Here is a 23,777-nt window from a genome sequence, read left to right as displayed (position 1 = left end):
CGAGCGCTCGATCGACCTCGATTTGATCAAAATTGCGCCATTTCTGGCGGCTTTCGACGGGTTTCCCCGTCCACCAGACGGATTTACCCCGACGGCTGCAGCAAACGTCGCCGCGCCATCCACAGGTTCGACAGCGCGAACAACGTCAGCACCTGCGCCGTGTTCTTCGCCAGGCCGCGGTAACGCACCTTGGTGTAGCCGAACTGACGCTTCACCACCCAGAACGGGTGCTCCACCTTCGCCCGAATGCTGGCCTTGAAGTGCTCCCAGCGTTCGGCGTACTTGCGCTCGCGCGTGTTCTTCATCGAACGGAGCTTCGACGGCTTCTCGGCAATCCAGAACGCAGCCTCCACGCCTTGCAACTCCTCGCGCTTGTCCGCACCGGTGTAGCCGCTGTCGCCTGTAATCGTGTCTTCCTTGCCGTGCAGCAGCTTGTGCACCTGCGTCACGTCGTTCACGTTCGCCGCCGTGCATTCCACGTGGTGCACCAGGCCCGACTCTTCGTCCACGCCAATGTGCGCCTTCATCCCGAAGTGCCACTGGTTGCCCTTCTTCGTCTGGTGCATCTCCGGGTCACGCTCGCCGTCCTTGTTCTTCGTCGAGCTGGGCGCCGCGATGATCGTGGCATCCACGATCGTCCCTGCTTTCAGGCTCTGGCCCTTGCGTGCCAGGTGCCCGTTCACCCGCTCCAGGATCTGCGGCGCCAGATCATGCGTTTCCAGCAGCCGTCGGAAATTGAGGATCGTGGTCTCGTCGGGAATGTTGTCCAGTCCACCCAGGCGGGCGAAGCGGCGCATCACCGGCATCTCGTACAGCGCCTCTTCCATGCCCGGGTCGCTCAGCGCGTACCACTGCTGCAGGAAGTGAATGCGCAGCATCGTCGCCAGCGGATACGGCTGTCGGCCACGCTGGCCCATCTTCGGGTAGTGCGGAACGATCAACGCCAACAGCGCGTTCCAGGGCACCACCTGCTCCATCTCCGCCAGGAAGACCTCGCGCCGCGTCTTCTTGCGCTTGCCCGTGTGTTCCGCGTCCCCGAAGCTCAGCTGCATCGTCGTCATCCGTCGAACCTTGCGCTATTGTCGCCGAAGGATTTGTTCAGAGCATCCTTAAGGGCTACCGGAAAGCGCGCGGGCGACCGGTAGCCCAACCTGCAGGTCCTCCGCACCTACGGCTTGCGCGGTGGAGCGACACTGCGGTTTTTGCCTGAGGCGGCGCCGGGGATTCCCGAGGGCCATCCACCGGCGTTACCCTGCCCGCGGCCACTTCCTTTGCTGTAGTTGCCGGTCCGTGCAGATACGCCGTTGCTGTTGTTGCCGCGGAACCCGGCGTTACCACTTGCCTTCGTCATCGTCTTGCCTCGTTGTCGCCCTGATTGGGCAAGGCCAATGTCGATCATCGAAGACGGGGCATAAGCCCCAATTTCGCACAGCGCTAGCTGCGGAGTGCTCTGCCTGATGTCCGGAGCTGCGTCGAGAACACGCGCTGTACGCCGTTGGCACGGTCTTACGACTGCGTTAGATCAACCCGGGCAGCTCCTTCGCCTCCCTACTCCCGATAGCTGCTTAGGCGGGTTCTCACTGGGTGAGGCATGGCTCGCTAGGCCTCTCCACCATGTCCGACGTATCGCGTGGAGCATGCCCGGGATCCCAAGTACCTGGAATTATCCTACGCGGGCATAAAGTACCAACTACTGGAATAATTCCGGATAATTCTTCGTAAGTCATTGAATTCTTGGGTCGTGAGGAATGGTTCGATGTCCCACGCCTGCTCACCTTCCGCAATCGATCGATTGATCGGAAGGCAACCAGTCGGGAAGGCCTCTCGCCTGCTGTAGAGGTAGGCGGCGGTGACGCCGATCCCGATCAGGGTCCACATGTTGGGACTGCGGTTGCGGATCGACTGCACGCACCGCACCAGGAACGGCCAGCCCGCCCACAGCACGACCGGCGTGGTCAGCACCAGCTCCGCCCAGGTCCGCGCGTCCACCGACAGCCAGGCCTGGAAGTACTGACCGAACATGGCCAGCACCACCACCACGAGGGTCAGCGGCAACGTCCACCAGAACCGGCGGGAGAAATCCACGAGTTCCGGGTTCTCCTCGTCATCGAGGCCCGGCATCTCCGGTTCCAGGGCCATGCCGCAGATGGGGCAATTGCCCGGGTGGTCCTGGCGTACCTCCGGATGCATCGGGCAGATATAGATGGCACCCGCCGGCGCGGGCGCTGACTCCGCTGCCGGAGCGGGCGACAAGTGCCTTTCGGGGCCTGCAATGAACTTCTCGCGGCAACGCGCCGAGCAGAAGTGGTAGGTGGTCCCCTGATGGTCCGCGTGATGCGGCGTCTGCTCGGGGTCGACGTTCATTCCACAGACCGGATCCGTCGCCTGCTTGCCCACTTCGGTACTCCTTTCGTGTCCGGCACGGAGCCGGAGCCCTGACGTATCCTCGGCGCGCACGAAGGAAACCGCAATGCAACCATCGCCGTTTCCGTCTCCCCGCTGGCGTCGCAGCATCAGCGCATGCCGCCGAAGATGAACAAGCGGCCGGCCCCTGATCCAGATCAGTGCCTGCAAATGATCCCCTGCCTATCGTGGACATGTTCCCGAGAAACAGGAGTACGCATCATGAGCACGGCTACCCGTACCACCCTGCGCGCCGAGGGTTTTTCCTGCCCCTCCTGCGTGGAAAAGATCGAGAAGCAGGTCGGACGCATCGACGGCGTCGACAAGGTGAAGGTGCACTTCGCCTCGGCGCGGATCGAGGTCGACCACGACACCTCGAAGGTATCGGTCGACGACCTCGTCGCCGCGGTCGACAAGGCCGGTTACAAAGCGGCTCCCTCGGCTTTTTGATGACGTGAGCCGCCGCCAGTGGGTCACCGGAAAGTGGGCTGTCCCCGCACTTTCCGGGATCCTGATCGTTGCCTCGTTCCTGCTGGAGCGGGCCATCGGGGGCACCGCGAATCCCACCCTCGCGCCGCAGTGGTGGTTTGACGCCGGGGTCCATGCGACCCACACCGCAGGATCGTTCCTGCTCTCCGACCTGCTGATGCTGGCCGCTGCCGTCGTGGCCGGCCATGGCATCCTGGCCAAGGCGCTGCGCGCCCTGGGTGCCAGGGTCGTCGGCATCGACCTTCTGGTGTCCATCGCCGCCATTGGTGCGGTGCTGATCGGCAACTTCTGGGAAGCCGCGGCGGTCACCTTCCTGTTCTCGGTTGGTCACGCGCTGGAAGCGGCCACCCTCAACAAGACGCGCTCGGCGCTCGCCGAACTGGTCGCGGTCGCGCCGGACACCGCGATCGTCATGCGCGATGGCGAGCAGCAGGAGATCCCCGCCGGCCAGGTGCGTATGGGCGAGATCGTGCTGGTCAAGAACGGCGCCAAGGTGCCGGTCGACGGCCCGGTCGTGTCCGGGACCGGCGCCATCGACGAGGCCTCCATCACCGGCGAGTCGATCCCGGTGGAGAAATCGAAGTCCGACCAGGTCTTCGCCGGAACCGTCTCGCGCGGCGGATTCCTGCAGGTACTGGCCACGGGCATCGGCGCCGATACCACGCTGGCGCGCATCATCCACCGGGTCGAGGAGGCGCAGGACGCAAAGGCGGCCACGCAGTCGTTCATCGACCGGTTCTCGCGCTGGTACACGCCCGCGGTGATGATCCTGGCACTGGTTGCGGGGCTGGTCACGGGCGACGTGGTGCTGGCGCTGACCCTGCTGGTGATCGCCTGTCCGGGCGCACTGGTGATCTCGATCCCGGTGGCGATCGTGGCCGGCATCGGCCGCGCGGCGCGAAACGGCATCCTGATCAAGGGCGGCGAGTTCCTGGAGACCTCGGCGAAGATCTCGGCCGTCGCCGTGGACAAGACCGGCACCCTGACCGAGGGTCGCCCGCAGCTCACCGACGTGGTGGTGCTCGATGCGACCATGGACCGCGCCGACGTGCTGCGCTGGGCTGCAGCCGCCGAAGCCGGCTCCGAACATCCGCTGGCGCGCCCGATCCTGGAGACCGCACGCGAGGAAGGCGTCGGCCCGGACGGCGTTCCCGGTGACGTCACCCCGGTGCCGGGCAAGGGCATCGTGTCCGATATCGAAGGGCGGCGGGTGCTGATCGGCAACGGTCCACTACTGGAGCAGTACGGCGTCCTCGACGATGTCGGCGCCGCAGATACGGCGCGCGCATTGGCCGCAGCCGGGCGGACCCCGATGATCGTGGCCGTCGATCAGCAAGTGATCGGCGTGATCGCGGTGGCCGACCGGATGCGCGAGGACGCGAGCGAGATGGTGGCCCGCCTGCACGCGGCCGGTGTCAGGAAGGTTGTCATGCTGACCGGCGACACCCGGCTGGTTGCCGAGGCAGTCGGCAAGGCCACCGGCATCGACGAAATCCACGCCTCACTGCTGCCGGAAGACAAACTGGACGCAGTGGCCAAGCTGCAGCGCGAAGGCCACGTCGTCGCCATGGTCGGCGACGGCGTCAACGATGCCCCGGCGCTGGCGACGGCCAACATCGGCGTGGCCATGGGCGCTGCCGGTTCGGCCGTGGCGGTGGAAACCGCGGACATCGCACTGATGGGCGACAACCTGCTCAAGCTGCCGCAGGCGATCGGCCTGGCCAAGCGCACGGTGTCGGTGATGCGGCAGAACATATTGCTCGCCTTGGCCACCGTGGTCGTCCTGCTTGCCGGCGTGTTTGCCGGCGGCGTGACGATGTCCCTCGGCATGCTGGTCCATGAAGCCTCGGTGCTGGTGGTCATCCTCAATGCGATGCGGCTGTTGCGCTGACTCACGGCCAACGACTCAACCGGTCAATCAAGTTACCCAAGGAGAATTTCCATGCAGAAACAGACTAGAGCCCCCCGAATCAGGACCCTCGTGCTCGCAGGTGCGCTCGCCTTTGCTCTGGCTGGCCCCGCCATGGCCCACTGCGACAGCCTGGATGGCCCGGTAATCGCGGATGCGCGGACGGCGCTTGCGCAGCGTGATGTGACCCCGGTGCTGAAGTGGATCCCGGCGGCCGACGAGGCCGAAGTGCGCAGCGCGTTCGACATGGCGCTGGCGGTCCGTGGCGAGAGCACGAACGCAAAGACCGTGGCCGACAACTATTTCTACGAGACCCTGGTCCGGGTGCACCGCGCCAGCGAGGGCGCCGGGTTCACCGGCATCAAGCCGCTGGGCAGCACCGATCCTTCGATTGCGGCGGCGGACCGCGCACTCGACTCGGGCGACGTGGACACTCTGGCCGACCAGCTTGCCGCGGGGATCCGCGACCAGCTCAGTGGGCGCTTCGCGACCGCCTACGAACGGCGGCAGGTTGCCGACCAGTCGGTCGAACAGGGCCGCGCGTACGTGGACTCGTACGTGCAGTTCACGCATTTCGTTGAAGCGGTGGACAAGCTGCTTGCCGACGGGATCAGCCACACGCATGGCGAAAGCGCCGAGGGACACTGAGACCAGCTTCAGAACTTCGCTTCAGAACTTCCAGGTCGCCCGAACGTACAGATCGTCATCACGTCGGGCGCCTGCGGCGGCGGCGGGCAGATCGATCTCCTCGCGCCGTCGCACGCGGGCGTCGAACTGCCAGTCCGGCGAGGCCTGCCAGACCCACCGCGCTTCGAGTGCGGTGTCGTTCGGACGGAAGTCACTCGACACCAGCCAGCCGTCGGCAACGCGACCGTAGACGATGCCGAAGTCGTGGTCGGGCAGGACATCCATGAAGTTGAACGAGGTCTGCCACGACAGCGCGTCGGAATTGCCGGTGCCGGAATTCATCGCTTCCCGGCGCGGCGTGTTGGCGGCGTAGCCGATCTCTCCGCCCAGCCGGAACTTTGTCCCGCCCGTGCCGAGCGGCCATTCGGCGGTGGCCTTCGCGGTAGCGGACAGGTAGTCCTCCACCGCCGGATCCGCCAGGCCGTTGGGCCGCAGCGCGGATGGCAGCCAGGTCAAGGTGACCATGCGCTGCACCAACGGGCCGACGTTGGTCCTCGACTCGGCCGCCAGGAACAGGCCGGCGCGCGAGCCGCTGTCGGCGAAATCCAGTGGCCTGCGCAACGTGCCAGTGGGGCCCTTGCGGTCGTTGTGGCGCACGATCGCGTGCGTGGTCCATTCGTCGCCGCGCCATTGCCACCAGGCACCATCAACCCAGGTGATGTCGAAGTTGGTGCTGTCATTCTGGTCCAGCGACTTCTTCATGATGTCGGCCAGGCCGAATACGGCCTGGAAGCGGCCCAGGCGCAGGCTCCAAGGGGACTCCGCGGCGCGGTACTCGAGGTAGGCCTCATCAATGGTGGCCTGCCCGACCTCAAGGCCAGCCGGGCTGGGTGCATAGTCACGCAGCCAGAACTGCTCGTCGGACTGGTCGGTGTCCAGCCGCGCGGCCACGCGGCCGCTGGCATGCCAGCCGCCGCCCAGCTCGCCGCTTGCGCGCAGGCGCGCGCGGGCGCGGAAGCTGTCGGCGTCCGAGGTCGCACCGGTGCGGGCCCGGGTTTCGGAACTGACGTAGCCAAAACGGAGGTCGCCGCTGGTTTTCCAGCCATCGCCGGCTTGAGCGCCGCCCGTCGCAAGGAGCAGCGCGAGGACCAGCATGGTGCGTGCGTGCATTTGGATCTCCAGGCAGCGTTGGTGCCGGGAACCGTCGTGGCCCCGGGTGCTTGGGAACGCGCCAGCATTGTGCGTCGCGGTCCGGACCCGGAACCTGATCTGAATCAAGTGGCTGTATCGGCGGGGCGCCAGGCGCCCGAAGTACCGCGAGCCAAGGCGCGAACCATCAGGCACATCTAGTGGGCTCTTCCCCGGCGAGTTGCTTGAGCCAAGGTAAAGGACTTGAAGGGGCCGCGTGGAATGTTCGCGCCGCAGCGCCAGAAACTATTGTCGCAGCGTCTGAACTGTCATCGTTCCTGCCACAGTCATCACGAACGATCCCAGCGTATTCGCGGCAACCGTCGCCAAGGCCCACGTGAACTGCTGCCGGCCCAACAGCTGGACGACCTCGGCCGAGAACGTGGAGAAGGTCGTCAGCCCGCCGAGCAGCCCGGTAATCACGAACAGTCGCCATTCCGTCGAAACACCCGGATGCATGGCGAACCACCCGATTGCCAGGCCGACGCCATAGCCGCCGATCAGATTGGAGCCCAGCGTGCCAAGTGGCAGCTGTGTGTCGAGCGGACTGAGCCAGGCGGTCAGGCCCCAGCGGATCCACGCGCCGAGTGCAGCGCCCAGCCCGACGGCAATGAAGGACGGCAGCAAAAGTATCTCCCGCACGAACAATGCGAACACGATACATCGCAAGCCCGGCGGCAAGTGTCCGGTAGGACTACTCCGGAACGCGGTTCTCAACCCTGCGACGATGCCGGATATCCAGCTGCAGGCTGTAGGCGGCGGTGAAGGCCGGGAACAGGTTCTGTATGACGCCGACCGAATCCTGATTGTGCGAGAAAATGAAGTACGACAGCGTCATCCCACTGCCCAGCAGGCTCATGTACCAGAACACCCGCGGAATCACCGGCCGGCCGGCGCGCCGGGACGCCATGAACTGGACCAGCCAACGCCCCCCGAACATGAGGGCGCCGGTCCAGCCGATGAGCTTCCAGATGGACAGGTGCAGCCCGGTCCAGGCCAGGAAGGGAAGCGGAGTATCCATGAAGTTCATTGCGCACCCTTTTGAGTGGCCGGGCGTGTGCCCGGGGCGCCGGTCGCCGGCTCTGTCCTGAAGATGATGCGCTCCTCGAAGGGGGCGCCCAGCGGAATGGCGATGTAGCCATGTGCCCTGATCCGCTCGCTGATCTCGGGCCACCTTGCCTGCTTGCAGACCCAGATTGCCCCGGGTTCCTCGGCCGCTTCAGCCAGCTCGGTTTCCAGGTCCTCGTCGCTGTCCGGATTGAAACGCGCCTGCAGGTGTAGCGGGATCGGGTCCAGGCTGATCTTCTCGATCTCGGCGTCCAGGTGGAGCCGAAGCCCGTAGCGCGTCATGTCCTCGACGAAGATCACCTCATGCACCGGCAGGATCGCGCGCTCATTGATCGCGCTTGCCCACTGCGAGGCGTCCTTGTGGGTGGGCCACAGCGTGGTCCCGAACTTCAGCCCCAACAAGACCGCGACCCAGACCACCAACCAGCGCGCCCGCGGCAATGCCAGGTGTTCCTTGCGGCGCTGGATGGCGACGAGGATCGCGAGCGGCGTGAACAGCGGAAGCACGTACAGGGGCAGCCTTGAGCGCGACAGACAGAAGACGAGCAGCGGCAGGAGGACCCACACGGCCAGGAACAGCAGGGACTTTTCCGCACGCCGGGTCTCCGGATCGCTCCAGCGCCTGATGTCGCCGGGAAGGCCACGTGCCCAGCGCCAGAGCGCCCCTGTCCAGGGCAGGGTCCCGAGTGCCAGCGTGGGGATATAGACCTGCGCCCAGCCGTACCACTCACCATGGCGCCCGAACTTGTCGGTCGTGACCCGGTTGATGACCTCATCGCCGACGAAGTACTCGAACAGTCCCGGGTTGTTGACGATGACCGCCACGTACCAGGGAAGCGCCAGCGCCGCGAAGAGCACGACGCCCGACAGCTGGAACCCAAGATGCTGCCGCCATATCTGCCGGTCGAACACCAACAGGACCGGCAGCGGCAACAACCCCGGAGGGCCCTTGGTCAGGAACGCCAGCGCGAACCCGACCCACATCAATATCAGCCACGCGCGGGGGTGCCGCGCGCCGAGCCTGGCCTCGACGAAGGCCCACACCGCCAGGGTCTCGAACGCCGCCAGCAGGTAGTCGGTAGTGACCAGTTGCGAGGCGCCGAATGGCAACAGCATCGTCGCGTAGACCAGCGCGGCAGTCCGTTCCGTCCCTGGTGCCAGTCGCCTGGCGAGTCGCCAGGTCAGCCAGATGCACAACAGGTAGGACAGCGCGACGGGAACCCGCGCGGCGGCAGGATTCTTCCCGAACACGCCGATGCTGGAGGCGATCGCCCAGTACGTCAGCGGTGGCTTGGTCCAGTGACCCACATCGCCGCTGCGCCGCGGATTGAGCCAGTCGCCGCTGTCGAGCATGTTGACCGCAACGTTGACGTACCGGCCTTCGTCGGGGTCCCACAGGCCACGGCTGCCCAGGAAAGCGAAGGCCAACAGCAGGCAGGTGAGCGCAAGCCACAAGCCTCCCCGGGCCCGTTCTGGAGCCAGGTTCATGGACTGGCTCCGTCCGTCATCGGAACGACGCAGCCTGGCACGTAGGCAGTACCGGGGACGAGGACCCAGTCACGGCGGCTGGAGCGGTCCAGCGCGATCAGTTGCGCTGGATCCACGCAGTCGACTGCAACCTCTTCCAGGGCAAACAACCAACGCCGGTCCGGTGCGCCCGCCATCCAGGCCACGCCGTCGCGCCATTGCGCCTGGAAGTCCCGCTCAAAGCCGAACTCGCGCACCGGGCCTTCCGCCTGCAACAGGTGCTGCTCCCGCCAGGCGACCAGTCCCAATTCCGCCTCGCTCCCGATCCGACCGCGGACATCGTGCATGAGTTGCCGCGCGGAGCTGCTGGCATCCAGCGCCGGTGCAAGCGCGGCGCCGTACACGGTCCAGACCAGCAGGTTTGCGCAGACCGCAGCGGCGGCGGCCTTCGAGGGCCGCGTCCAAACGGCCAGCACCAGGAGCGCGGTACCCAGAGCCAGCAACCAGGCCAGGAGCGTCTGCATCGTCGCTGCATCAAGGCTGCGATCGAGCGCAATGCGCGCGCTCCACTGCGCGTCCAGCGCTCCACTCACCCCAATCCCCGTCAACACGACACCCAGCACCGCCACGTAGCCCAGCAGCACGCGCCGGACGCCTGCGCGTCGCAGGAGGCCCGATAGCAGGGGCGCGGCGGCAATGCACACCGCCGGCAGCGCCGGGAATAGGTAGACCTCGCGCTTGCCAGGACTTGCGCTGAAAAACACCAGCACCACCAGCGCCCAACCGACCAGGCTGAGGATCTTGGTGTCGCCACGCCTGATCCGGCGCCACCAGGCCGGCACGAGCCACGGCAGAAGCAGCGCACCGGGCAGCCAGAGGGTCGCGATCACCTGCAGGTAGTACCAGGCCGGACGCACGTGATGCCAAGCGTCAACGTAACGCGTCCCGGTCTGCTTGAAGAGGATCTCCGAGGCGTAGCGGTGCAACGCCGGATCGTCACTGCCGAGCACAGCGACCAGCATCGGCAACAGCCAGACCGCGACACCCGCCAGGAACGCGGCGGGCAGCCAGACCCATGTGCGCCGAGTCGAGGCGGACGCGTCACTTGTGATACCAGCCCCGCCCGCCCGCTGGCTGTACCACCATGGCAGCAGGATCAGTAACGGCAGAAAACCCACACCTTTGGTCACGGTCCCGATACCGGCAGCGAACGCGCCGACCAGCAACGCCCTTCTGTCCCTGTCGGACAGCAGGTAGCGCCCGATGCCCCACAGCGACAGGGTGGTCCAGAACACCAGAACCATGTCGATCTGCCCGCGCTTGGCTTGCAAACCGAACTGCAGGGTCGCCAGCAGCGCGAAGCCGGCGTAGCCGGCAACGCGCTGGCTCCACAGTCGGCGGGCCAGATCCCACGTCAACCAGAGCGTCCCGAGCGCGGCGAGCAGCGATGGCAGCAGGAAGGCGACGCGCCAGTTCCCGACCAGGCTGTACGCAGCCGCCTGCAGCCACATGAACATTGGTGGTTTGTGCGCGTAGAGCTCACTTCCCCGTTGCGGCAGCAGCCACTGCCCGCTTTCCACCATCTGCTTGGCCGCCAGCGCAAAGCGCGGCTCGTCCGGCGGGGACGGATCCCTCAATCCCAACCCGGCGCCCAGCGCTATCGTGGCAAGGATGAGGAGGCCCCACGGAACGGGGGCACGGCGGAAACGGGTGAAGTCCATGTATCGGCGCCGCATCGGGGAGCCGGCATCATGAACAGGCAGGTATCGGAAATTTGTCGCAATTGTTCCGACGGTGTTCCGACGAACCGGGTTGGAGGCTGTTGCGCACCAGAAATCGGATGGAAGACGTAATGCGCGTGCTTGTGATCGAAGACAACCAGGACCTGGTGGCGAACCTGTTCGATTACCTGGAGCCGCGCGGGCATACCGTCGATGCAGCGCCCGATGGCCGCACCGGCCTGCACCTTGCCACCACGCAGTCGTATGACGTGATCGTCCTCGACTGGATGCTGCCGCGGCTGGAGGGTCCGGAGGTGCTGGCGGCGTTGCGCGACGAGTTCGACTGCGACGTCCCGGTGATCATGCTGACGGCGCGTGACGAGCTGCCGGACAAGATCGCCGGGTTCCGGGCCGGCGCGGACGATTACCTGACCAAGCCGTTCGCCCTGCCCGAGTTGGAAGTGCGCATGGAGGCATTGCTGACACGGGCGAAAGGCAAGGGCCGCAGCAAGGTGCTGGAAATCGCGGACCTGCGGTATGACCAATCCACCTTGGAGGTGAGCCGAGCGGGTCGCCCGCTACACCTGTATCCCGCGTGTCGCCGGCTGCTGCAGGAGCTGATGCAGGCCAGCCCGGGTGCGGTGACCCGCGAGCGCCTGGAGTACGCACTGTGGGGCGACAATCCGCCCGATGGTGACATGCTGCGCTCCCATATCTACGAGCTTCGGCGCAGCATCGACGCCGGGTTCCCGGTGAAGCTGATCCATACACTGCCGCGGATCGGCTATCGGCTGGCGGCGCCAGAGGCGGAGGAATCCAGGGATGCAGGACAGGAAATCTAGGCCCGGGCTGCAGCGTGCCCTTACCACTGGCTTGCTGGCCTACGTGGTGCTGCTGAGCGCCGCCGTCGTGACCCAGGGCTGGCTGGTAAACGAACGTGCCGAAGAGCTGGTGTGGGAAGCGTTGCTGTCTACCGAAATGGACTACTTCCTGGATCATGCCGATGAGCCAGGCTGGACACCACGCGAGCCCGCGGCCCTGAGGGTCTTCGCCGAAGGCACCGGCGCGCCGCCGCCGGCTGCCCTGGCCAACCTGGAGGCGGGGCTGCATGACGAGTTGGCGGTGAACGGGCGGGTGGTGGTCGCAATGGTGCGTGTCGTTGATGGCCGCCGCGTGCTGCTGGCGCTCGACATCACCGAGTTCGAGCAGACCGAACGCGAGCAGCTGCTGGTCCTGGTGTTGTCGAGCCTGGCCGTGGTGGTGGTGCTGGGGCTGGCCGGCGCCTGGGGGGTGTCGCGGATGATGGCGCCGCTGCGCGAGCTCGCGCAGCGGATCAGCCAGTTGCGCCCCGACATTCCCGGCCAGAGCGTGGCGGTGGGCGATCGCGCCAGCGCGGAACTGGCGGTGATCGCGAACGCACTGAACCTGTACCTGGACCGCCACGATCAGTTCGTCGAACGCGAACGCGCCTTTATCCACAGCGCCAGCCATGAGCTGCGCACCCCGATGGCCGTTATCGCCGGCGCGAGCGAACTGGCCCTCGGCGCCGACATGTCACCTGCGGCGCGCACGCAGGTGCAGCGCATCCAGCGAACCGCACTGAACATCGAGGAGCTGATCTCCACCCTGCTCGTGCTCGCCAAGGATCCCGAGAACCTGGCGCGCAGCAGTGACCGGATCGCACTGGAGGAACTGCTTCCTGAAATCGTCGACGCCCACCGGCACCTGTGCGAGGACAAGCAACTGAGACTGAAGGTGGACTTGCAGGGCAAGTGCGACGTCATCGCACCCATCACCATCGTCCAGGTCGCGGTGGGGAACCTGCTGCGCAATGCCATCGAGAACAGCGACAGCGGCATCATCACGCTGGAACTGCGCCCCGGCGCGATCGTGGCGATCGAGGATCCAGGCCACGGGATGTCGCCCGAGCAGATCGCCGCGGTGTTCGGCCGCGGCGCACGTGCAAGGGGGCGCAGTGGGGGCGGCATCGGGCTCGACCTGGTGGCGAGGCTTTGTGACCACCTGGGCTGGAGGCTGGAGATCGGCCCGCGGCCGGAGGGCCGCGGGACACGCGCGATCCTGGACCTGGGCGCCTCCATGGGCAGCACCGGCTGAGGCGGCGGAGCCGGTAAGCGGGGGCTGGAGCGAAGATCCTCCAACGGTTCTCCGACACCCCCGAACCGAGCATGGCGACAGTCCTCCAGGGTCTGTCCCATGCACGCCTCCCCAGCCATCCACCCGGCCACCCAACGCGCGGCCACGTGGCACAACGCACCCCCGGATCTATCGGTCGTCATTCCGGTCCACAACGAGTGCGACAACATCGCACCGTTGCTCGAAGAGGTGGTGGACAGCCTGCAGGGCCTGACCCGCTTCGAGCTGATCTGCGTTGACGACGCCAGCAGTGACGCAAGCCTGGCGGTACTGACCTCGCTGGCAACCCGGTTTCCGCAACTGCGGGTGCTGGCGCACCTGCAGCAGGCCGGGCAAAGCACGGCGGTACGTAACGGGGTCAAGGCTGCCCGGGGCGCGTGGATTGCAACCCTGGACGGCGATGGTCAGAACGATCCGGCCGACCTGCCGCGCATGCTCGAGGCCCGCGACGCGGCTGCCGCCAACGTCAAGTTGGTGGGTGGCTGGCGGGTGGATCGCCGCGACACCCGCAGCAAGCGCCTGGCATCAGTAGTCGCCAACGCGCTTCGCCGGCGGCTGTTGCGTGACGGCACGCCCGACACGGGCTGCGGCATCAAGCTGTTCGAGCGCGAGGCCTTCCTCGAACTGCCGTATTTCGACCATATGCATCGCTACCTGCCCGCGCTCATGCAGCGTTCGGGCTGGAAGACGCTGAGCGTGCCGGTGGGGCACCGGGAGCGTCGCAGCGGCTTGTCCAAGTACAACAATCTCGGGCGCGCGTGGGTCGGCCTGTCTGACCTGTGCGGCGTTGCGTGGCTGATGCGGCGCAGCCGTGCGGTGGAGGTGCGGAGCATGCAGGCGCCCATCTCCGCGGGTGCGGATGCCCGGGCGATCAGGCCATGAAGGTCCTGGTGACCGGCGCGGCAGGGTTCATCGGCCACCACGTCGCGGCCGCCTTGCTGGAGCGCGGGCACGAGGTCGTCGGGGTGGACAACCACAACGACTACTACGACACGCAGCTCAAGGAAGCCCGCGTCGCCCGTGTCGCCACCCACCCCGGCTACTGTCACGAGCGGGTGGATATCGCCGACCGCGACGTCATCGAACAGGTGTTCCAGCGCCACCGGCCGCGACGCGTGGTGCACCTGGCCGCCCAGGCCGGGGTCCGCTACGGGTCGGTGAACCCGCATGCCTACGCAAGCAGCAACCTGGTTGGATTCCTGCACGTGCTCGAAGGCTGTCGTAGCCACGGTGTCGAGCACCTGGTCTTTGCCTCGTCCAGCTCGGTCTACGGTGCCAACCGGCAACTTCCGTTCTCCGAGCACCAGGGCACGGACCACCCGTTGAGCCTGTATGCGGCCACCAAGAAGGCCAATGAGCAGATGGCGCATGCCTATGCGCACCTGTACGGGCTGCCGGCAACCGGGCTGCGGTTCTTCACCGTCTACGGCCCCTGGGGGCGGCCCGACATGTCGCCCATGCTGTTCGCCCGGGCGATCATGGCTGGCGAACCGATCAACGTGTTCAACCACGGCAAGCACACCCGCAGCTTCACCTACATCGATGACATCGTCGAAGGCGTGCTGCGCGTGCTCGACACGCTTCCGTTTCCTGAGCCGCAGCGGGCCGGCCGCCTACCCGACCCCGCCAGCAGCCCGACCGCGCCGTATCGGCTGTACAACATCGGCAACGGGCGATCGGTCGAGCTGCTGAGGTTCATCCAGTTGCTGGAATCGCGGCTCGGCAAGGAAGCCACTATGCGGTTCCTGCCCATGCAGCCGGGCGACATGCCCGATACGGAGTCGGATGAGTCGCGGCTGGCCAACGTGGTGGGCTATTCCCCGGCGGTCAGCATCGAGGAGGGGGTCGCGCGCTTTGCGCAGTGGTACCTCGACTACGAGGGCTACAGCGAGAAATCACTGCACCAGCCAGCAGAGCACTCCGCGCATCGTGAAGCCATGCTGGCCTGAGCACGTTCCGCTCGACAGCTGCCTCCATGCGCCCCCGAACGGTCTCGGAAGGCGCGCCAGCCGCCCTGCCCCACCCCCGATAACGGCCCCAAATCGCTTCGGGCGACAGCGGACGAGGCCATCACGTATGGACGAGCGCTCCCAGGGCGCTTGACGTTCTACACGCTGAGGGTGAGCGTCGAGTGCCCGAGGTGGCACCAAAACCCATGAAGCAGTCATTGCGCCATGCCGTTGATCACGTTGCTAGAAGACGCACAGGATCAGGGGTTCACAGCAATGGTGGTGAACATATCGGCCGCATAGAACCGGTAACCCCCTGTGGGAGACCGGGTCGCGCAAGCTACACCTCTACCGATTGCGCGTGACCGCCAGTGTTCGGCATGTCCGATTCGCTGATCAAAGGGTGCCTGTCCTGAATCCCGGCAACGACATGTATACCCAATTATCCTACACCGGTATACAGTATCCCTTCGTCGGATAATTTCAGATAATTGCTGGCAACCCATTGAGAAAGAACGATTTTCGTTCGTAACAACCGGCTGATGCTCTCGGTCACGGGGGCGGCGGCCAGCGACTGATACCGTGTTCTGGGGGGAGGCTTTACGGCGCAGGAGTCCTCTTGTTGCATCCGGCAAGATGGCACTCTCCTGTTGCCCCAGCGCCAGCGGCAATTCTGCTGTCGCTCGTTGGGTGGGAAGCACCGTGCCTTGAGTATGATGGCCACCCAGGAAGGGGCGAAGATGCTGTCTTGTTCGAAGGCGATGTGAACCGGTCGACGACCGGATCGAACTCATCCGCAGCGCGTCCATGCCGTCGTCGCCCGCCGCGCTGTCGGACAGAAACACGGATTCGTCTTCGCCTTCGAGCCAGCCGCGGCGCGACAGGTGCCGGCACACGCGATGCGCGATGGTGTTGGCGAGCTGCGTCAGTTGCGCAGAGGTGGGGGCACGGGCGCGGCGCAGGCGCGGCTTGCGCCGCGGGGGCTCGACGTTCGCGTCGTACACGCCGTCGAGCCACAGCATGTGGAAGTGAACATTCAGGTTCAGCGCGCTGCCGAAGCGCTGGATCAGGGTCACCGCACCGCATTGCGCCGTATCCCGCGGCACGCCGGCCTGATCGGCAAGCCAACCGGCGATCACACGATGCACGATCACCAGCACCGGGCCGATGGCCTCCGGCTTGCTGGCGAACAGGAAGCGCAGCGGGTACGGAAAACTCAGCACCCATTGCCGCACCGGCCGCGGGCCAAACACCTCCTCCACCAGGTGCCGCGCGCTCTCGGCCATGCGCCGCGCCCCGCAGCTGGGGCAGAAGCCGCGCTTCTTGCAGGAGAAGGCCACCAGCCTCTCGGCCCGGCACTGCTCGCACACCACGCGCAGGAAACCGTGCTCGAGCACGCCGCAGCGCAGGTAGGTCTCGAACTCCTCGCGCACATACTCGGGCAGCGGGCGGTCTTCTACCTCACGGCGCGCGAGAAAGTCCGGCCAATGCGCCTGCACCGCGAAACGATCGTCTAGCGAAACTCGAAATATTCGTGACGCAGGTTCGACTCCGGGATGCCATTTTCACGCATTTGCCCTTGCACCTTGCCAAGCAAGCCCTTGGGCCCGCAAAAACTGACTTCGACTTCTTCCGGCCGGGCCTCGCTCACAATCTCGGCGAGCCGTTGACGGAAAACCGGACTTTCCGGACCATCCGGGACCGGCACCAACTCAGCACCCCTTTGCTCAGCCATTTCACGCATCAGCTCCACCGCCGGAAAATCACGCCCCGGTGTGTAGAAGTAGAACAGGGTCACCCGATCGAAATGATTCGCTTCATCCTTGAGCCAGGCAACGAATGGCGATATCCCCACCCCGCCACCGATCCAGACTTCGCGCTTTGCCGCCCGTGAGCGATTGAAACGTCCATACGGCGCATAAATGTCGGCGTGCATGCCGATTTGAGTGTTGGCGATCAACCTCCCGGTATAGTCGCCGAGGCTACGGATGAGGAAATCCACCCGCCCATCGGCACTTTTTGCGCTGGCAATCGTGAACGGATGCGGTTCGCGCAGTCCGTCTACCTTCATGCGCAGGAAACCGAACTGACCCGGTTCGAAATCCACGACCTTGCCGACCGGCGTGAACTGCATGTGTGCCGCACCGGCACCCGGTTCGATGCCGGTCAGCTCATATTCCGCATGGCTTGAAATGAATCGGTAGAGCAACAGCTTGTAGGCCGCTGCCATTACGCCAAGAATCGAAACAAAAGCAAGCCAGAGCCCTGCCGGACTGCTGAGGGCGATCGGTGTTTTAAAACTCAGCCAATGCACGATGACAATCAGAAATAGCGGGCCAGACAGCTTGTGCCACCAACGCCAGACGTTATAGGGAATGTTGCGATTGAGCGCCAGCATGACAATGAACATCAAAGCGACATAACTCAGCTGCCGTGCCAAACGGGTGATGTCCGGCGCCAGCGTGATGATGGACACCACCTCCCATTCCTTGATTCCGGCCTTGAACAGAAAATGCACGGTGGCGAAGACCAGCGCCCAGATACCCAACCACTTGTGCGCCTGATAAACACGGTCGAGGCCGCCGAAGCATGTTTCAACAAAGCCCCAGCGCGCTCCCAGCAACGCCGATGCAGCCATCAGGCTCAATGCCGCAACCCCTGCAGACAGGCTGATCGCAGCCGTCGTGAAACGGTCGGTAGCGGGAACTTCCGCAAGTGCCAGCATGAAGCTGATCGCTACGGCTGCGAGAACTAGCTGCCATGACTTGAGTTGCATGATTCGGCTCCTTTTTCTGACCTCAAGCCCGGTTGAATCTGACAGGTTCCGGACGAGTCTGGCGAATGACAACGGTACCCGCGAGTTTGTCATGCCAGCCCTGCTTTCTCTTGTCGAAGGCGACCCACAGAATGCCGAGACCGAGCGGGATGCCGGCAAGAAAATAGCCAAGATATCGCCCGACCAACTGCCCTGTGCTTGCTGCCTCGCCGGTTTCCGCGTCCACGAGCCGAGGCGGGCGAGCAGCAACGAACGGGGATCCTGCGGCGCGTTCATCCGAACCTGATCGAATCAGACCGCGACGTTGAACAGCCTGCCCACCAGCGCCGCCGCGGCCATCGCCACCGCGCCCCAGAAGCCGACCCGCCATGCGCCGCGCAGGATCGAGGCACCGCCGATCCGCGCGGCGATGCCGCCGGAAATCAGCAAGCCGACCAGGGTGACCGCGGTGGTCACCGCGGCAACCCGGTCCGCCGGCGCGAACACCGACGCCGCGATTGGCAGCGCCGCGCCGACGGTGAAGGCGGCGGCCGAAGCCAACGCCGCCTGCAAGGGACGCGCACGCAGTTCCTCGGTGAGACCGAGTTCGTCGCGCGCGTGCGCGGCGAGGGCATCATGGGCGGTGAGCTGTTCGGCGACCTGGCGCGCCAGGGCGGGCTCGAGTCCGCGCTGCACGTAGATCTGGGTGAGTTCGGCGAGCTCCAGGCCCGGCTCGGCGCGCAGTTCGCGTTTCTCGATCGCCAGATCGGCCGCTTCGGTATCGGCTTGTGACTGGACCGATACATATTCGCCCGCGGCCATCGACATCGCACCGGCGACCACGCCGGCCACTCCGGTCATCAGGATGGTTTCGGAACTCGCGCCGCTGGCGGCCACGCCGACGACGATGCCGGCCACCGAGACGATGCCGTCGTTGGCGCCCAGCACCGCCGCGCGCAGCCAGCCGACCCGGTTGGTGCGGTGGAGTTCGGGATGGCGGCTGGTGGGAAGCGGGCGATGGCGCGGCATGGTGGCAGGGTAGCGTCCGCGCCACGCGGGGTCGAGTCGGGAACGGCCAGTACAGGCGCGGAACACTGCGATGTGGGCGGTGGCGATGATGCCTGGAGGGTATAGGAAGTTCAACCGCCTTTTTGGCGAGTCTGGCGGGTAGGAAGCGGCCGCGCAAGCGCCGCTTTGGGCACAGATCGGGCACAGATCGGGGGTTCATGCGTGGGTTTTCGACATCGCGGGGCCACGCAGCGGCTCAGTGCGTAGCCATTTCTCACCGAATCCCGGCACAGGGCCGAGCGCAGCCCTGCGGGGTCGTGGCCGCATCGGATCGGACTCTGGCTTGGCTGCCGGCTGTGTGGCCGGCGCCTCATCACGCGGCGGGCGGCGGGGCGCGCGCTGCGGGCCGGTAGTGCGCTTGCTCCAGCGCGCGGTGTTTCTCGAAGTGGGCGAGGATGGCGCGAATGGCCTTGGGGTCTTCGATGCTGGCGACGATCCGCACCGCGCCGCCGCAGTGGGCGCAGGTGGTGACGTCGATGGAAAAGACCCGCTTGAGCCGTTGCGCCCAGCTCATCGCACGGCGCTTCTGCTCGGGGCTGCGCGGCTCGTCGTGGGCGCTGACGTCCACTGGCACCGCATCGCCCGCAGGCCGCTTGCCGCGCCCCGAGGGCGTCAGCTGCGCGCGCAGATTCGCGTTCGGGGCGAATACGCCGTGGAAGCGGGTGAGATGCGCGCGTGGCGGCGGGACCAGTGCCGCCAGCTTGGCGATGAAGTCCACCGCATCCCATTCGACATGCGTGGTGCCATTGCGCCACGGCGTCTTGAGCTGGTAACGCACCCTGCCCTGTGGCGAGATCGATAGCCGCTGCTCGCTGATCGCCGGGCGCGTGATGTAGCGGCACAGCTTTTCGAGCTTGTGGCTCTCGTGTGCTTCCGCGGCCACGCCGGCATGCAGCGAGAAGCCGCCGACCTTGCCGGCGTCGCCGTCCAGAGAACCCGCATCACCGGGTAGCGTTTTCAGGGTGACGACCTTGCGGCCAGCGTCGCGACCGGTGGCGATGCGGTAGGTGATCGAACTCATCCGCAGCGCGTCCATGCCGTCGTCGCCCGCCGCGCTGTCGGACAGAAACACGGATTCGTCCTCGCCTTCCAGCCAGCCTTTGCGCGTCAGGTGCCGGCACACGCGATGCGCGATGGTGTTGGCCAGTTCCGTCAGTTGCGCCGATGTGGGCGCACGGGTGCGGTGCAGGCGCGGCTTGCGCTGCGGACGCTCGGTGGTGTCCTCGTACACGCCGTCGAGCCACAGCATGTGGAAGTGGATGTTGAGATTCAGCGCGCTGCCGAAGCGCTGGATCAGGGTCACCACGCCGCATTGCGCCGTATCCCGCGGCACGCCGGCCTGATCGGCAAGCCAACCGGCGATCACACGATGCACGATGCCCAGCACCGGGCCGATCGCCTCAGGCTTGCTGGCGAACAGGAAGCGCAACGGGTACGGGAAACTCAGCACCCATTGCCGCACCGGCCGCGGGCCGAACACCTCGTCCACCAGATGCCGCGCCGACTCGGCCATGCGCCGTGCGCCGCAGCTCGGGCACAGCCCGCGCTTCTTGCAGGAATACGCCACCAGCCTCTCGGCACGACAGTGCTCGCAGACCACGCGCAGGAAGCCGTGCTCGAGCACGCCGCAGCGCAGGTAGGTCTCGAACTCCTCGCGCACATACTCGGGCAGCGGGCGGTCTTCGGCCTCAAGACGCGCGATGAAGTCCGGGTAGTGCGCCTGCACTAGGGCCTGTTAACACTATCGCAACGATTCGACGATCAGTGCGAAGTGGATGAAGGCCGCGAACATGACGTCGAGCTTGTCGAAGCGGCTGAAGATGCGGCGGAACCCTTTCAGACGGCGGAACAGGCGCTCGATTTCGTTGCGGCGCTTGTAGATCTCGGTGTTGTACGCCCATGGCTGGGCCCGCAGCGGATGCGGGGGCACGACCGGATCCAGGCCCAGATCCAGCGCGAGCTGCCGGGTTTCATTGCCCTCGTAGGCGCGATCCATGACCAGATGGCAGCGCGCGGGCAGGGGTGGCAGGGCATGCAGCAGGGCGCGACCGGCTGGGGCATCGCCCGCCTGGCCCGGCGAAAGCGAGAAGGCTAACGCGCAGCGGGAATCCGCGGCAGCCATTTGAATTTTGGTGGTCCAGCCTCCGCGGGAGCGGCCGATGGCCTGCGGGCCGTTTTTTTTCGTGCGCCGGTGCCGTCCGGGTGGACCTTGACGATCGTACTGTCCAGGCTGACCGCCTCCAGCCGCACCCGGACCAGCTGTTCGGCCTGCATGCGCTCGAAGACCCGATCCAGGACCCCGGCCTTGGCCCACCGGTTCATCCGCGTGTAGATCGTGTGCCAGTTGCCGAACCGCTTGGGCAGGGCCCGCCACTTGCAGCCATTTTCGGCCACGAACAGGATCGCGTTGAGCACTTGAAGGTTGTCCAGCGACACATTGCCCCGCTGCCGCGGCAGGCAATCCTCGATACGCGCGAATTGCGCAGGCGTAAGTTCCATGCGCAGTATGTTAGCACGTAGTGTTAACAGGCCCTAGGAAGGTCGAGGAGCGGCCAGGAGCGGACCCAATGCCTCACTCTGAGGAGGCTTGCGTTTTACTGCGAGGGCTCCATTTCTTATCCACTCGGCCGTGGTATGCGCGGCGGATGCTGGAGGAGCGGATGGCCAAGGTAGGTCGCAATGCCCCCTGCCCGTGCGGCAACGGGAAGAAGTTCAAGAAATGCCACGGCGCGCCGAAGGAGGCCTCGGTGAAACGTCCGCCCGGGCCGCCCCAAGAAGTGTTCGAGGCCTTGATGCGCCGAGCCCAGGCAAAGCAGGCGCAGACCGTTCGCCAGCAGGGTCACGGCCGCCCCATCGTCTCCAACGAGTTCAAGGGCACCCGGTTCGTTGTCGTAGGCAAGGAAGTCGCCTACGGACCCTGGAAGATTTTCCCTGACTTCCTCCTCCACTACGTGCGAGCGCGCCTGGGGTTTGAGTGGGGCGAAGCCGAGAAGGGTAAGCCCGAGCTGGAGCGCCACCCGTTCGTCCGCTGGTGGGAAGTGTTCGGTGCCCAACGCGAGCGCCACACCACGTCGGCCGATGGCATCAACACTATGCCAATGTATGGCGCGGCCAGCGCCGTGCTCGGGCTCGCTTACGACCTCTACACCATCGAACACAATGCCGAAGACGAGCAGGCCACCGCCTCGTTTCAGCGGATGCTGGCCCGGCTGCGCATCGCCGACCAGTTCATGGGCGCCAGGCACGAAGCCCGGGCTGCTGGGATGCTGCTGCGCGCCGGGTTCAAGTTGGCCTGGGAAGACGAGCACGTGCGCCAGGATGGTGGGCATGGGGAGTTCGTGGCTACGTTCCCCGAGACGGGCCGCTCGTTCTGGGTCGAGTGCAAGATGCGCCAGCCCGAACGGGAAGACGCCCGCTTCCGCTACACGCACCTAGTCAGCGAAGCCCTACAGAAAGCCACCGACCTGGAACGTTTGGTCTTCGTAGAGCTGGCCTACAACGGCGCCCCGTTGAACGAGGAAACGGGCGGCTGGGCAGGCATCGCCGTGAACCAATTGCGCACGCTCGAGCAACAGCCTACGTCTCTTCCCGCAGCCTTGGTGGTGCTCACCAACTTCCCTGAGCACTGGCAGCTTGATCAGCCCATGGCGGGCACAGGCGTGGTGATGGAAGGATTCGGGACGGATCGGTACCGCATGGGTCAGGAAGAAGAATTGCTGGCCGCCATCGAAGTCAAGGAGCGCAACCGAGAAATCGAGTTCCTGTGGACCTCGCTGCAGAAGCACTTACGCACTCCCATCACTTTCGACGGCTCGTTGCCCGGCGTCGATCCCGATAGACAACTGGTGCTTGGGCGTTCCTACCCTCTGCCGGACGGCCAGCTGGGCGTTCTGGAAGAAGCCACGGTGGTCGAGCAGTGGAAGCAAGCCGCCTGCTTCATGCGCCGCGCCGACGGCACGCGCATCATGGTCAACATCGATTTGAGCGAGGACGAACTGGACGCCTGGAAGCGCCATCCCGATACGTTCTTCGGCGAGCTTCGACCCCACCACCCGCCGGCCAAGAACGCGATGGATCTCTACGAGTTCTTCCACTCCAGCTATGTGAATACCCCGAAGGAAAGGCTGCTGGAGTTTATGGCGCACCACCACAACCTCGCTGAGCTGCGTGGACTTCCCCAGCCCGAGTTGGCCAAGCGCTACGCCTACGCACTGACCGCTGCCGTCGTTAAGGACGCGCCCGCGCCGGCTCCGCCCATCTGGCAGAAGCGGCTGCGGAAACCTCTCACAAGGGAGTAGACCAGCCGGTCCAGACACGTTGCCATCCACAATCCGCGCTCGGTGCGCGCCCTAGCCTTGCAAATTAGGGTCGCCGGATGTCCGCTTTGGGTCGCAAGCTGCCCTTCTTTCCTACCCCCGATAACGCTCCCTAATCCTCTAAACTGCCCGACCAGGTCTTGTTCGGCGCGCTAGCCCGCTCCTAGAAACATTCCACCCCTCGTGAATTCTTCTGGAAACCGAAGGGGACTGAGCCGGCGTTACACATGGGAACGCTAGAACGCAGCGCCAGCCGCTGCGCCGATTAGCTGCTTGATTGCTTCCTGCATTGCAGTGGCGCTTCCCGATCGAACCGCGCCCAAAATGAGATCCCGCATTGGCCTTTGTTCTTGTAGTACGCCCGGCACTGCATTCAAAATCGCGAGCGCGCGTCCGGTTAGCGAGACGTCACCGGCGCTGATGAGCCCGTAACTGATGCTATCTTCGACGTGGCCAACGTAGATGTAACCTTCTCGCTCCAGCCATCTAAACGTGCTTCTGGCCACCTCTGTAGCTCTATCCTGGAGTTCGCCATCTTCATTTCTCGGCGTGGCTTCATATGCGAGCGCGTGGAACTCAAAATCAACTCCTATCGGGTGCGCCTCAAGGCATTTTGCAAACATCCGCGCTGCGATTATTTCGAAGAGCTCATTGTTCGTCATG

General features: G+C 65.4%; 19 protein-coding genes and 3 pseudogenes. 8 read left to right on the top strand and 14 right to left on the bottom strand.

The features are described 5' to 3' along the window. Positions 1-83: 83 nt before the first annotated feature. On the bottom strand, positions 84-1,052 hold the full coding sequence (locus G545_RS0101670) for an IS5 family transposase (protein ID WP_027068874.1): 969 nt from the start codon (positions 1,050-1,052) through the stop codon (positions 84-86). A 778-nt stretch (positions 1,053-1,830) separates the two neighbouring features. Beyond that, a pseudogene (locus G545_RS0101665) lies at positions 1,831-2,397 on the bottom strand (heavy metal-binding domain-containing protein); the annotation flags it as partial. A gap of 228 nt (positions 2,398-2,625) precedes the next feature. Here G545_RS0101665 and G545_RS0101660 point away from each other — a divergent pair. From G545_RS0101660 to G545_RS0101650, 3 genes are all read left to right on the top strand, one after another. Next, on the top strand, positions 2,626-2,853 hold the full coding sequence (locus tag G545_RS0101660) for a heavy-metal-associated domain-containing protein (protein ID WP_027068872.1): 228 nt from the start codon (positions 2,626-2,628) through the stop codon (positions 2,851-2,853). A gap of 4 nt (positions 2,854-2,857) precedes the next feature. Continuing rightward, on the top strand, positions 2,858-4,783 hold the full coding sequence (locus tag G545_RS13180; RefSeq protein WP_036135791.1) for a heavy metal translocating P-type ATPase: 1,926 nt from the start codon (positions 2,858-2,860) through the stop codon (positions 4,781-4,783). A 132-nt stretch (positions 4,784-4,915) separates the two neighbouring features. Next, complete coding sequence (locus G545_RS0101650) at positions 4,916-5,449, top strand: DUF6448 family protein (protein WP_197050172.1); 534 nt, start codon at positions 4,916-4,918, stop codon at positions 5,447-5,449. 21 nt (positions 5,450-5,470) lie between these two features. Here the strand turns inward: G545_RS0101650 and G545_RS0101645 are convergent, their stop codons facing one another. From G545_RS0101645 to G545_RS0101625, 5 genes are all read right to left on the bottom strand, one after another. Next, positions 5,471-6,598 carry a porin gene (locus G545_RS0101645; RefSeq protein WP_027068870.1) on the bottom strand — a complete coding sequence of 376 codons (1,128 nt, stop codon included), beginning with the start codon at positions 6,596-6,598 and terminating at the stop codon, positions 5,471-5,473. A gap of 264 nt (positions 6,599-6,862) precedes the next feature. After that, complete coding sequence (gene crcB, locus G545_RS0101640) at positions 6,863-7,273, bottom strand: fluoride efflux transporter CrcB (RefSeq protein ID WP_231553149.1); 411 nt, start codon at positions 7,271-7,273, stop codon at positions 6,863-6,865. Positions 7,274-7,310: 37 nt separating this feature from the next. Continuing rightward, positions 7,311-7,646, bottom strand: a complete 336-nt coding sequence (locus G545_RS0101635; protein WP_027068868.1) for a lipid-A-disaccharide synthase N-terminal domain-containing protein — start codon at positions 7,644-7,646, stop codon at positions 7,311-7,313. After that, positions 7,643-9,172, bottom strand: coding sequence for an ArnT family glycosyltransferase (locus tag G545_RS13175; protein WP_052106492.1), 1,530 nt, complete (start codon positions 9,170-9,172; stop codon positions 7,643-7,645). Before G545_RS13175 ends, G545_RS0101635 begins: the two co-directional genes overlap by 4 nt. Then, positions 9,169-10,872: an ArnT family glycosyltransferase gene (locus G545_RS0101625; protein WP_052106494.1), complete on the bottom strand. Its 1,704-nt coding sequence runs from the start codon at positions 10,870-10,872 to the stop codon at positions 9,169-9,171. Before G545_RS0101625 ends, G545_RS13175 begins: the two co-directional genes overlap by 4 nt. A 131-nt stretch (positions 10,873-11,003) precedes the next feature. Here G545_RS0101625 and G545_RS0101620 point away from each other — a divergent pair, with 131 nt between their 5' ends. The 4 genes from G545_RS0101620 to G545_RS13165 all read left to right on the top strand — a co-directional run bounded on the left by G545_RS0101620 (position 11,004) and on the right by G545_RS13165 (position 14,975). Beyond that, positions 11,004-11,714, top strand: coding sequence for a response regulator transcription factor (locus G545_RS0101620; RefSeq protein WP_027068866.1), 711 nt, complete (start codon positions 11,004-11,006; stop codon positions 11,712-11,714). Then, entirely contained in the window at positions 11,695-12,987 is a 1,293-nt protein-coding gene (locus G545_RS0101615; RefSeq protein ID WP_027068865.1) for a sensor histidine kinase, read from the top strand. The genes G545_RS0101620 and G545_RS0101615 overlap by 20 nt, the downstream gene beginning before the upstream one ends. A gap of 99 nt (positions 12,988-13,086) precedes the next feature. Continuing rightward, a complete protein-coding gene (locus G545_RS13170) occupies positions 13,087-13,908 on the top strand; it encodes a glycosyltransferase family 2 protein (protein WP_081677663.1) in 822 nt (273 codons plus the stop codon). Beyond that, a complete protein-coding gene (locus G545_RS13165; protein WP_081677662.1) occupies positions 13,905-14,975 on the top strand; it encodes an NAD-dependent epimerase in 1,071 nt (356 codons plus the stop codon). Before G545_RS13170 ends, G545_RS13165 begins: the two co-directional genes overlap by 4 nt. Positions 14,976-15,742: 767 nt before the next feature. On the opposite strand, the pseudogene G545_RS15175 reads toward G545_RS13165, so the two are convergent. The 6 genes and pseudogenes from G545_RS15175 to G545_RS15545 form a co-directional block, all read right to left on the bottom strand. Beyond that, positions 15,743-16,474, bottom strand: a pseudogene (locus G545_RS15175) (transposase zinc-binding domain-containing protein); the annotation flags it as partial. A 14-nt stretch (positions 16,475-16,488) separates the two neighbouring features. Next, positions 16,489-17,751, bottom strand: coding sequence for a ferredoxin reductase family protein (locus G545_RS0101595; RefSeq protein WP_027068864.1), 1,263 nt, complete (start codon positions 17,749-17,751; stop codon positions 16,489-16,491). A gap of 22 nt (positions 17,752-17,773) precedes the next feature. Continuing rightward, positions 17,774-17,977 (bottom strand): RDD family protein, encoded by a 204-nt coding sequence (locus tag G545_RS15810; protein WP_197050171.1) that lies wholly within the window; start codon positions 17,975-17,977, stop codon positions 17,774-17,776. 65 nt (positions 17,978-18,042) lie between these two features. Beyond that, positions 18,043-18,759, bottom strand: a complete 717-nt coding sequence (locus tag G545_RS0101590) for a VIT1/CCC1 transporter family protein (RefSeq protein WP_027068863.1) — start codon at positions 18,757-18,759, stop codon at positions 18,043-18,045. A 352-nt stretch (positions 18,760-19,111) separates the two neighbouring features. Beyond that, positions 19,112-20,530 (bottom strand): annotated as a pseudogene (locus G545_RS0101585) (ISCR element clade Ia family transposase); the annotation flags it as partial. A 9-nt stretch (positions 20,531-20,539) separates the two neighbouring features. Further along, a protein-coding gene (locus G545_RS15545) for an IS5 family transposase (RefSeq protein WP_154656483.1) occupies positions 20,540-21,297 on the bottom strand; the annotation gives its coding sequence in 2 pieces (ribosomal slippage) (positions 20,540-20,982 and positions 20,982-21,297; 759 coding nt in all). A 161-nt stretch (positions 21,298-21,458) separates the two neighbouring features. Between G545_RS15545 and G545_RS15805 the strand changes: the two genes are divergently transcribed. Continuing rightward, positions 21,459-23,096 carry a YecA family protein gene (locus G545_RS15805; protein WP_197050170.1) on the top strand — a complete coding sequence of 546 codons (1,638 nt, stop codon included), beginning with the start codon at positions 21,459-21,461 and terminating at the stop codon, positions 23,094-23,096. Between the two features lie 254 nt (positions 23,097-23,350). Here G545_RS15805 and G545_RS15540 read toward each other — a convergent pair whose 3' ends face one another. Then, positions 23,351-23,776 (bottom strand): hypothetical protein, encoded by a 426-nt coding sequence (locus G545_RS15540; protein WP_154656482.1) that lies wholly within the window; start codon positions 23,774-23,776, stop codon positions 23,351-23,353. Position 23,777 lies beyond the last annotated feature (1 nt).

Source organism: Lysobacter defluvii IMMIB APB-9 = DSM 18482 (genome assembly GCF_000423325.1).
GTDB classification, from domain to species: Bacteria; Pseudomonadota; Gammaproteobacteria; order Xanthomonadales; family Xanthomonadaceae; genus Novilysobacter; species Novilysobacter defluvii.
Note: the sequence above shows the minus strand (reverse complement) of the source record. Positions and strands in the feature narration are given on the sequence as shown.

Coding starts and splice junctions, on each gene's coding strand:
- G545_RS0101670 (WP_027068874.1), bottom strand. CDS start 1,052: ATGCAGCTGAGCTTCGGGGACGCGGAACACACGGGCAAGCGCAAGAAG.
- G545_RS0101660 (WP_027068872.1), top strand. CDS start 2,626: ATGAGCACGGCTACCCGTACCACCCTGCGCGCCGAGGGTTTTTCCTGC.
- G545_RS0101650 (WP_197050172.1), top strand. CDS start 4,916: ATGGCCCACTGCGACAGCCTGGATGGCCCGGTAATCGCGGATGCGCGG.
- G545_RS0101645 (WP_027068870.1), bottom strand. CDS start 6,598: ATGCACGCACGCACCATGCTGGTCCTCGCGCTGCTCCTTGCGACGGGC.
- G545_RS0101635 (WP_027068868.1), bottom strand. CDS start 7,646: ATGAACTTCATGGATACTCCGCTTCCCTTCCTGGCCTGGACCGGGCTG.
- G545_RS13175 (WP_052106492.1), bottom strand. CDS start 9,172: ATGAACCTGGCTCCAGAACGGGCCCGGGGAGGCTTGTGGCTTGCGCTC.
- G545_RS0101625 (WP_052106494.1), bottom strand. CDS start 10,872: ATGGACTTCACCCGTTTCCGCCGTGCCCCCGTTCCGTGGGGCCTCCTC.
- G545_RS0101620 (WP_027068866.1), top strand. CDS start 11,004: ATGCGCGTGCTTGTGATCGAAGACAACCAGGACCTGGTGGCGAACCTG.
- G545_RS0101615 (WP_027068865.1), top strand. CDS start 11,695: ATGCAGGACAGGAAATCTAGGCCCGGGCTGCAGCGTGCCCTTACCACT.
- G545_RS13170 (WP_081677663.1), top strand. CDS start 13,087: ATGCACGCCTCCCCAGCCATCCACCCGGCCACCCAACGCGCGGCCACG.
- G545_RS13165 (WP_081677662.1), top strand. CDS start 13,905: ATGAAGGTCCTGGTGACCGGCGCGGCAGGGTTCATCGGCCACCACGTC.
- G545_RS0101595 (WP_027068864.1), bottom strand. CDS start 17,751: ATGCAACTCAAGTCATGGCAGCTAGTTCTCGCAGCCGTAGCGATCAGC.
- G545_RS0101590 (WP_027068863.1), bottom strand. CDS start 18,759: ATGCCGCGCCATCGCCCGCTTCCCACCAGCCGCCATCCCGAACTCCAC.
- G545_RS15805 (WP_197050170.1), top strand. CDS start 21,459: ATGGCCAAGGTAGGTCGCAATGCCCCCTGCCCGTGCGGCAACGGGAAG.
- G545_RS15540 (WP_154656482.1), bottom strand. CDS start 23,776: ATGACGAACAATGAGCTCTTCGAAATAATCGCAGCGCGGATGTTTGCA.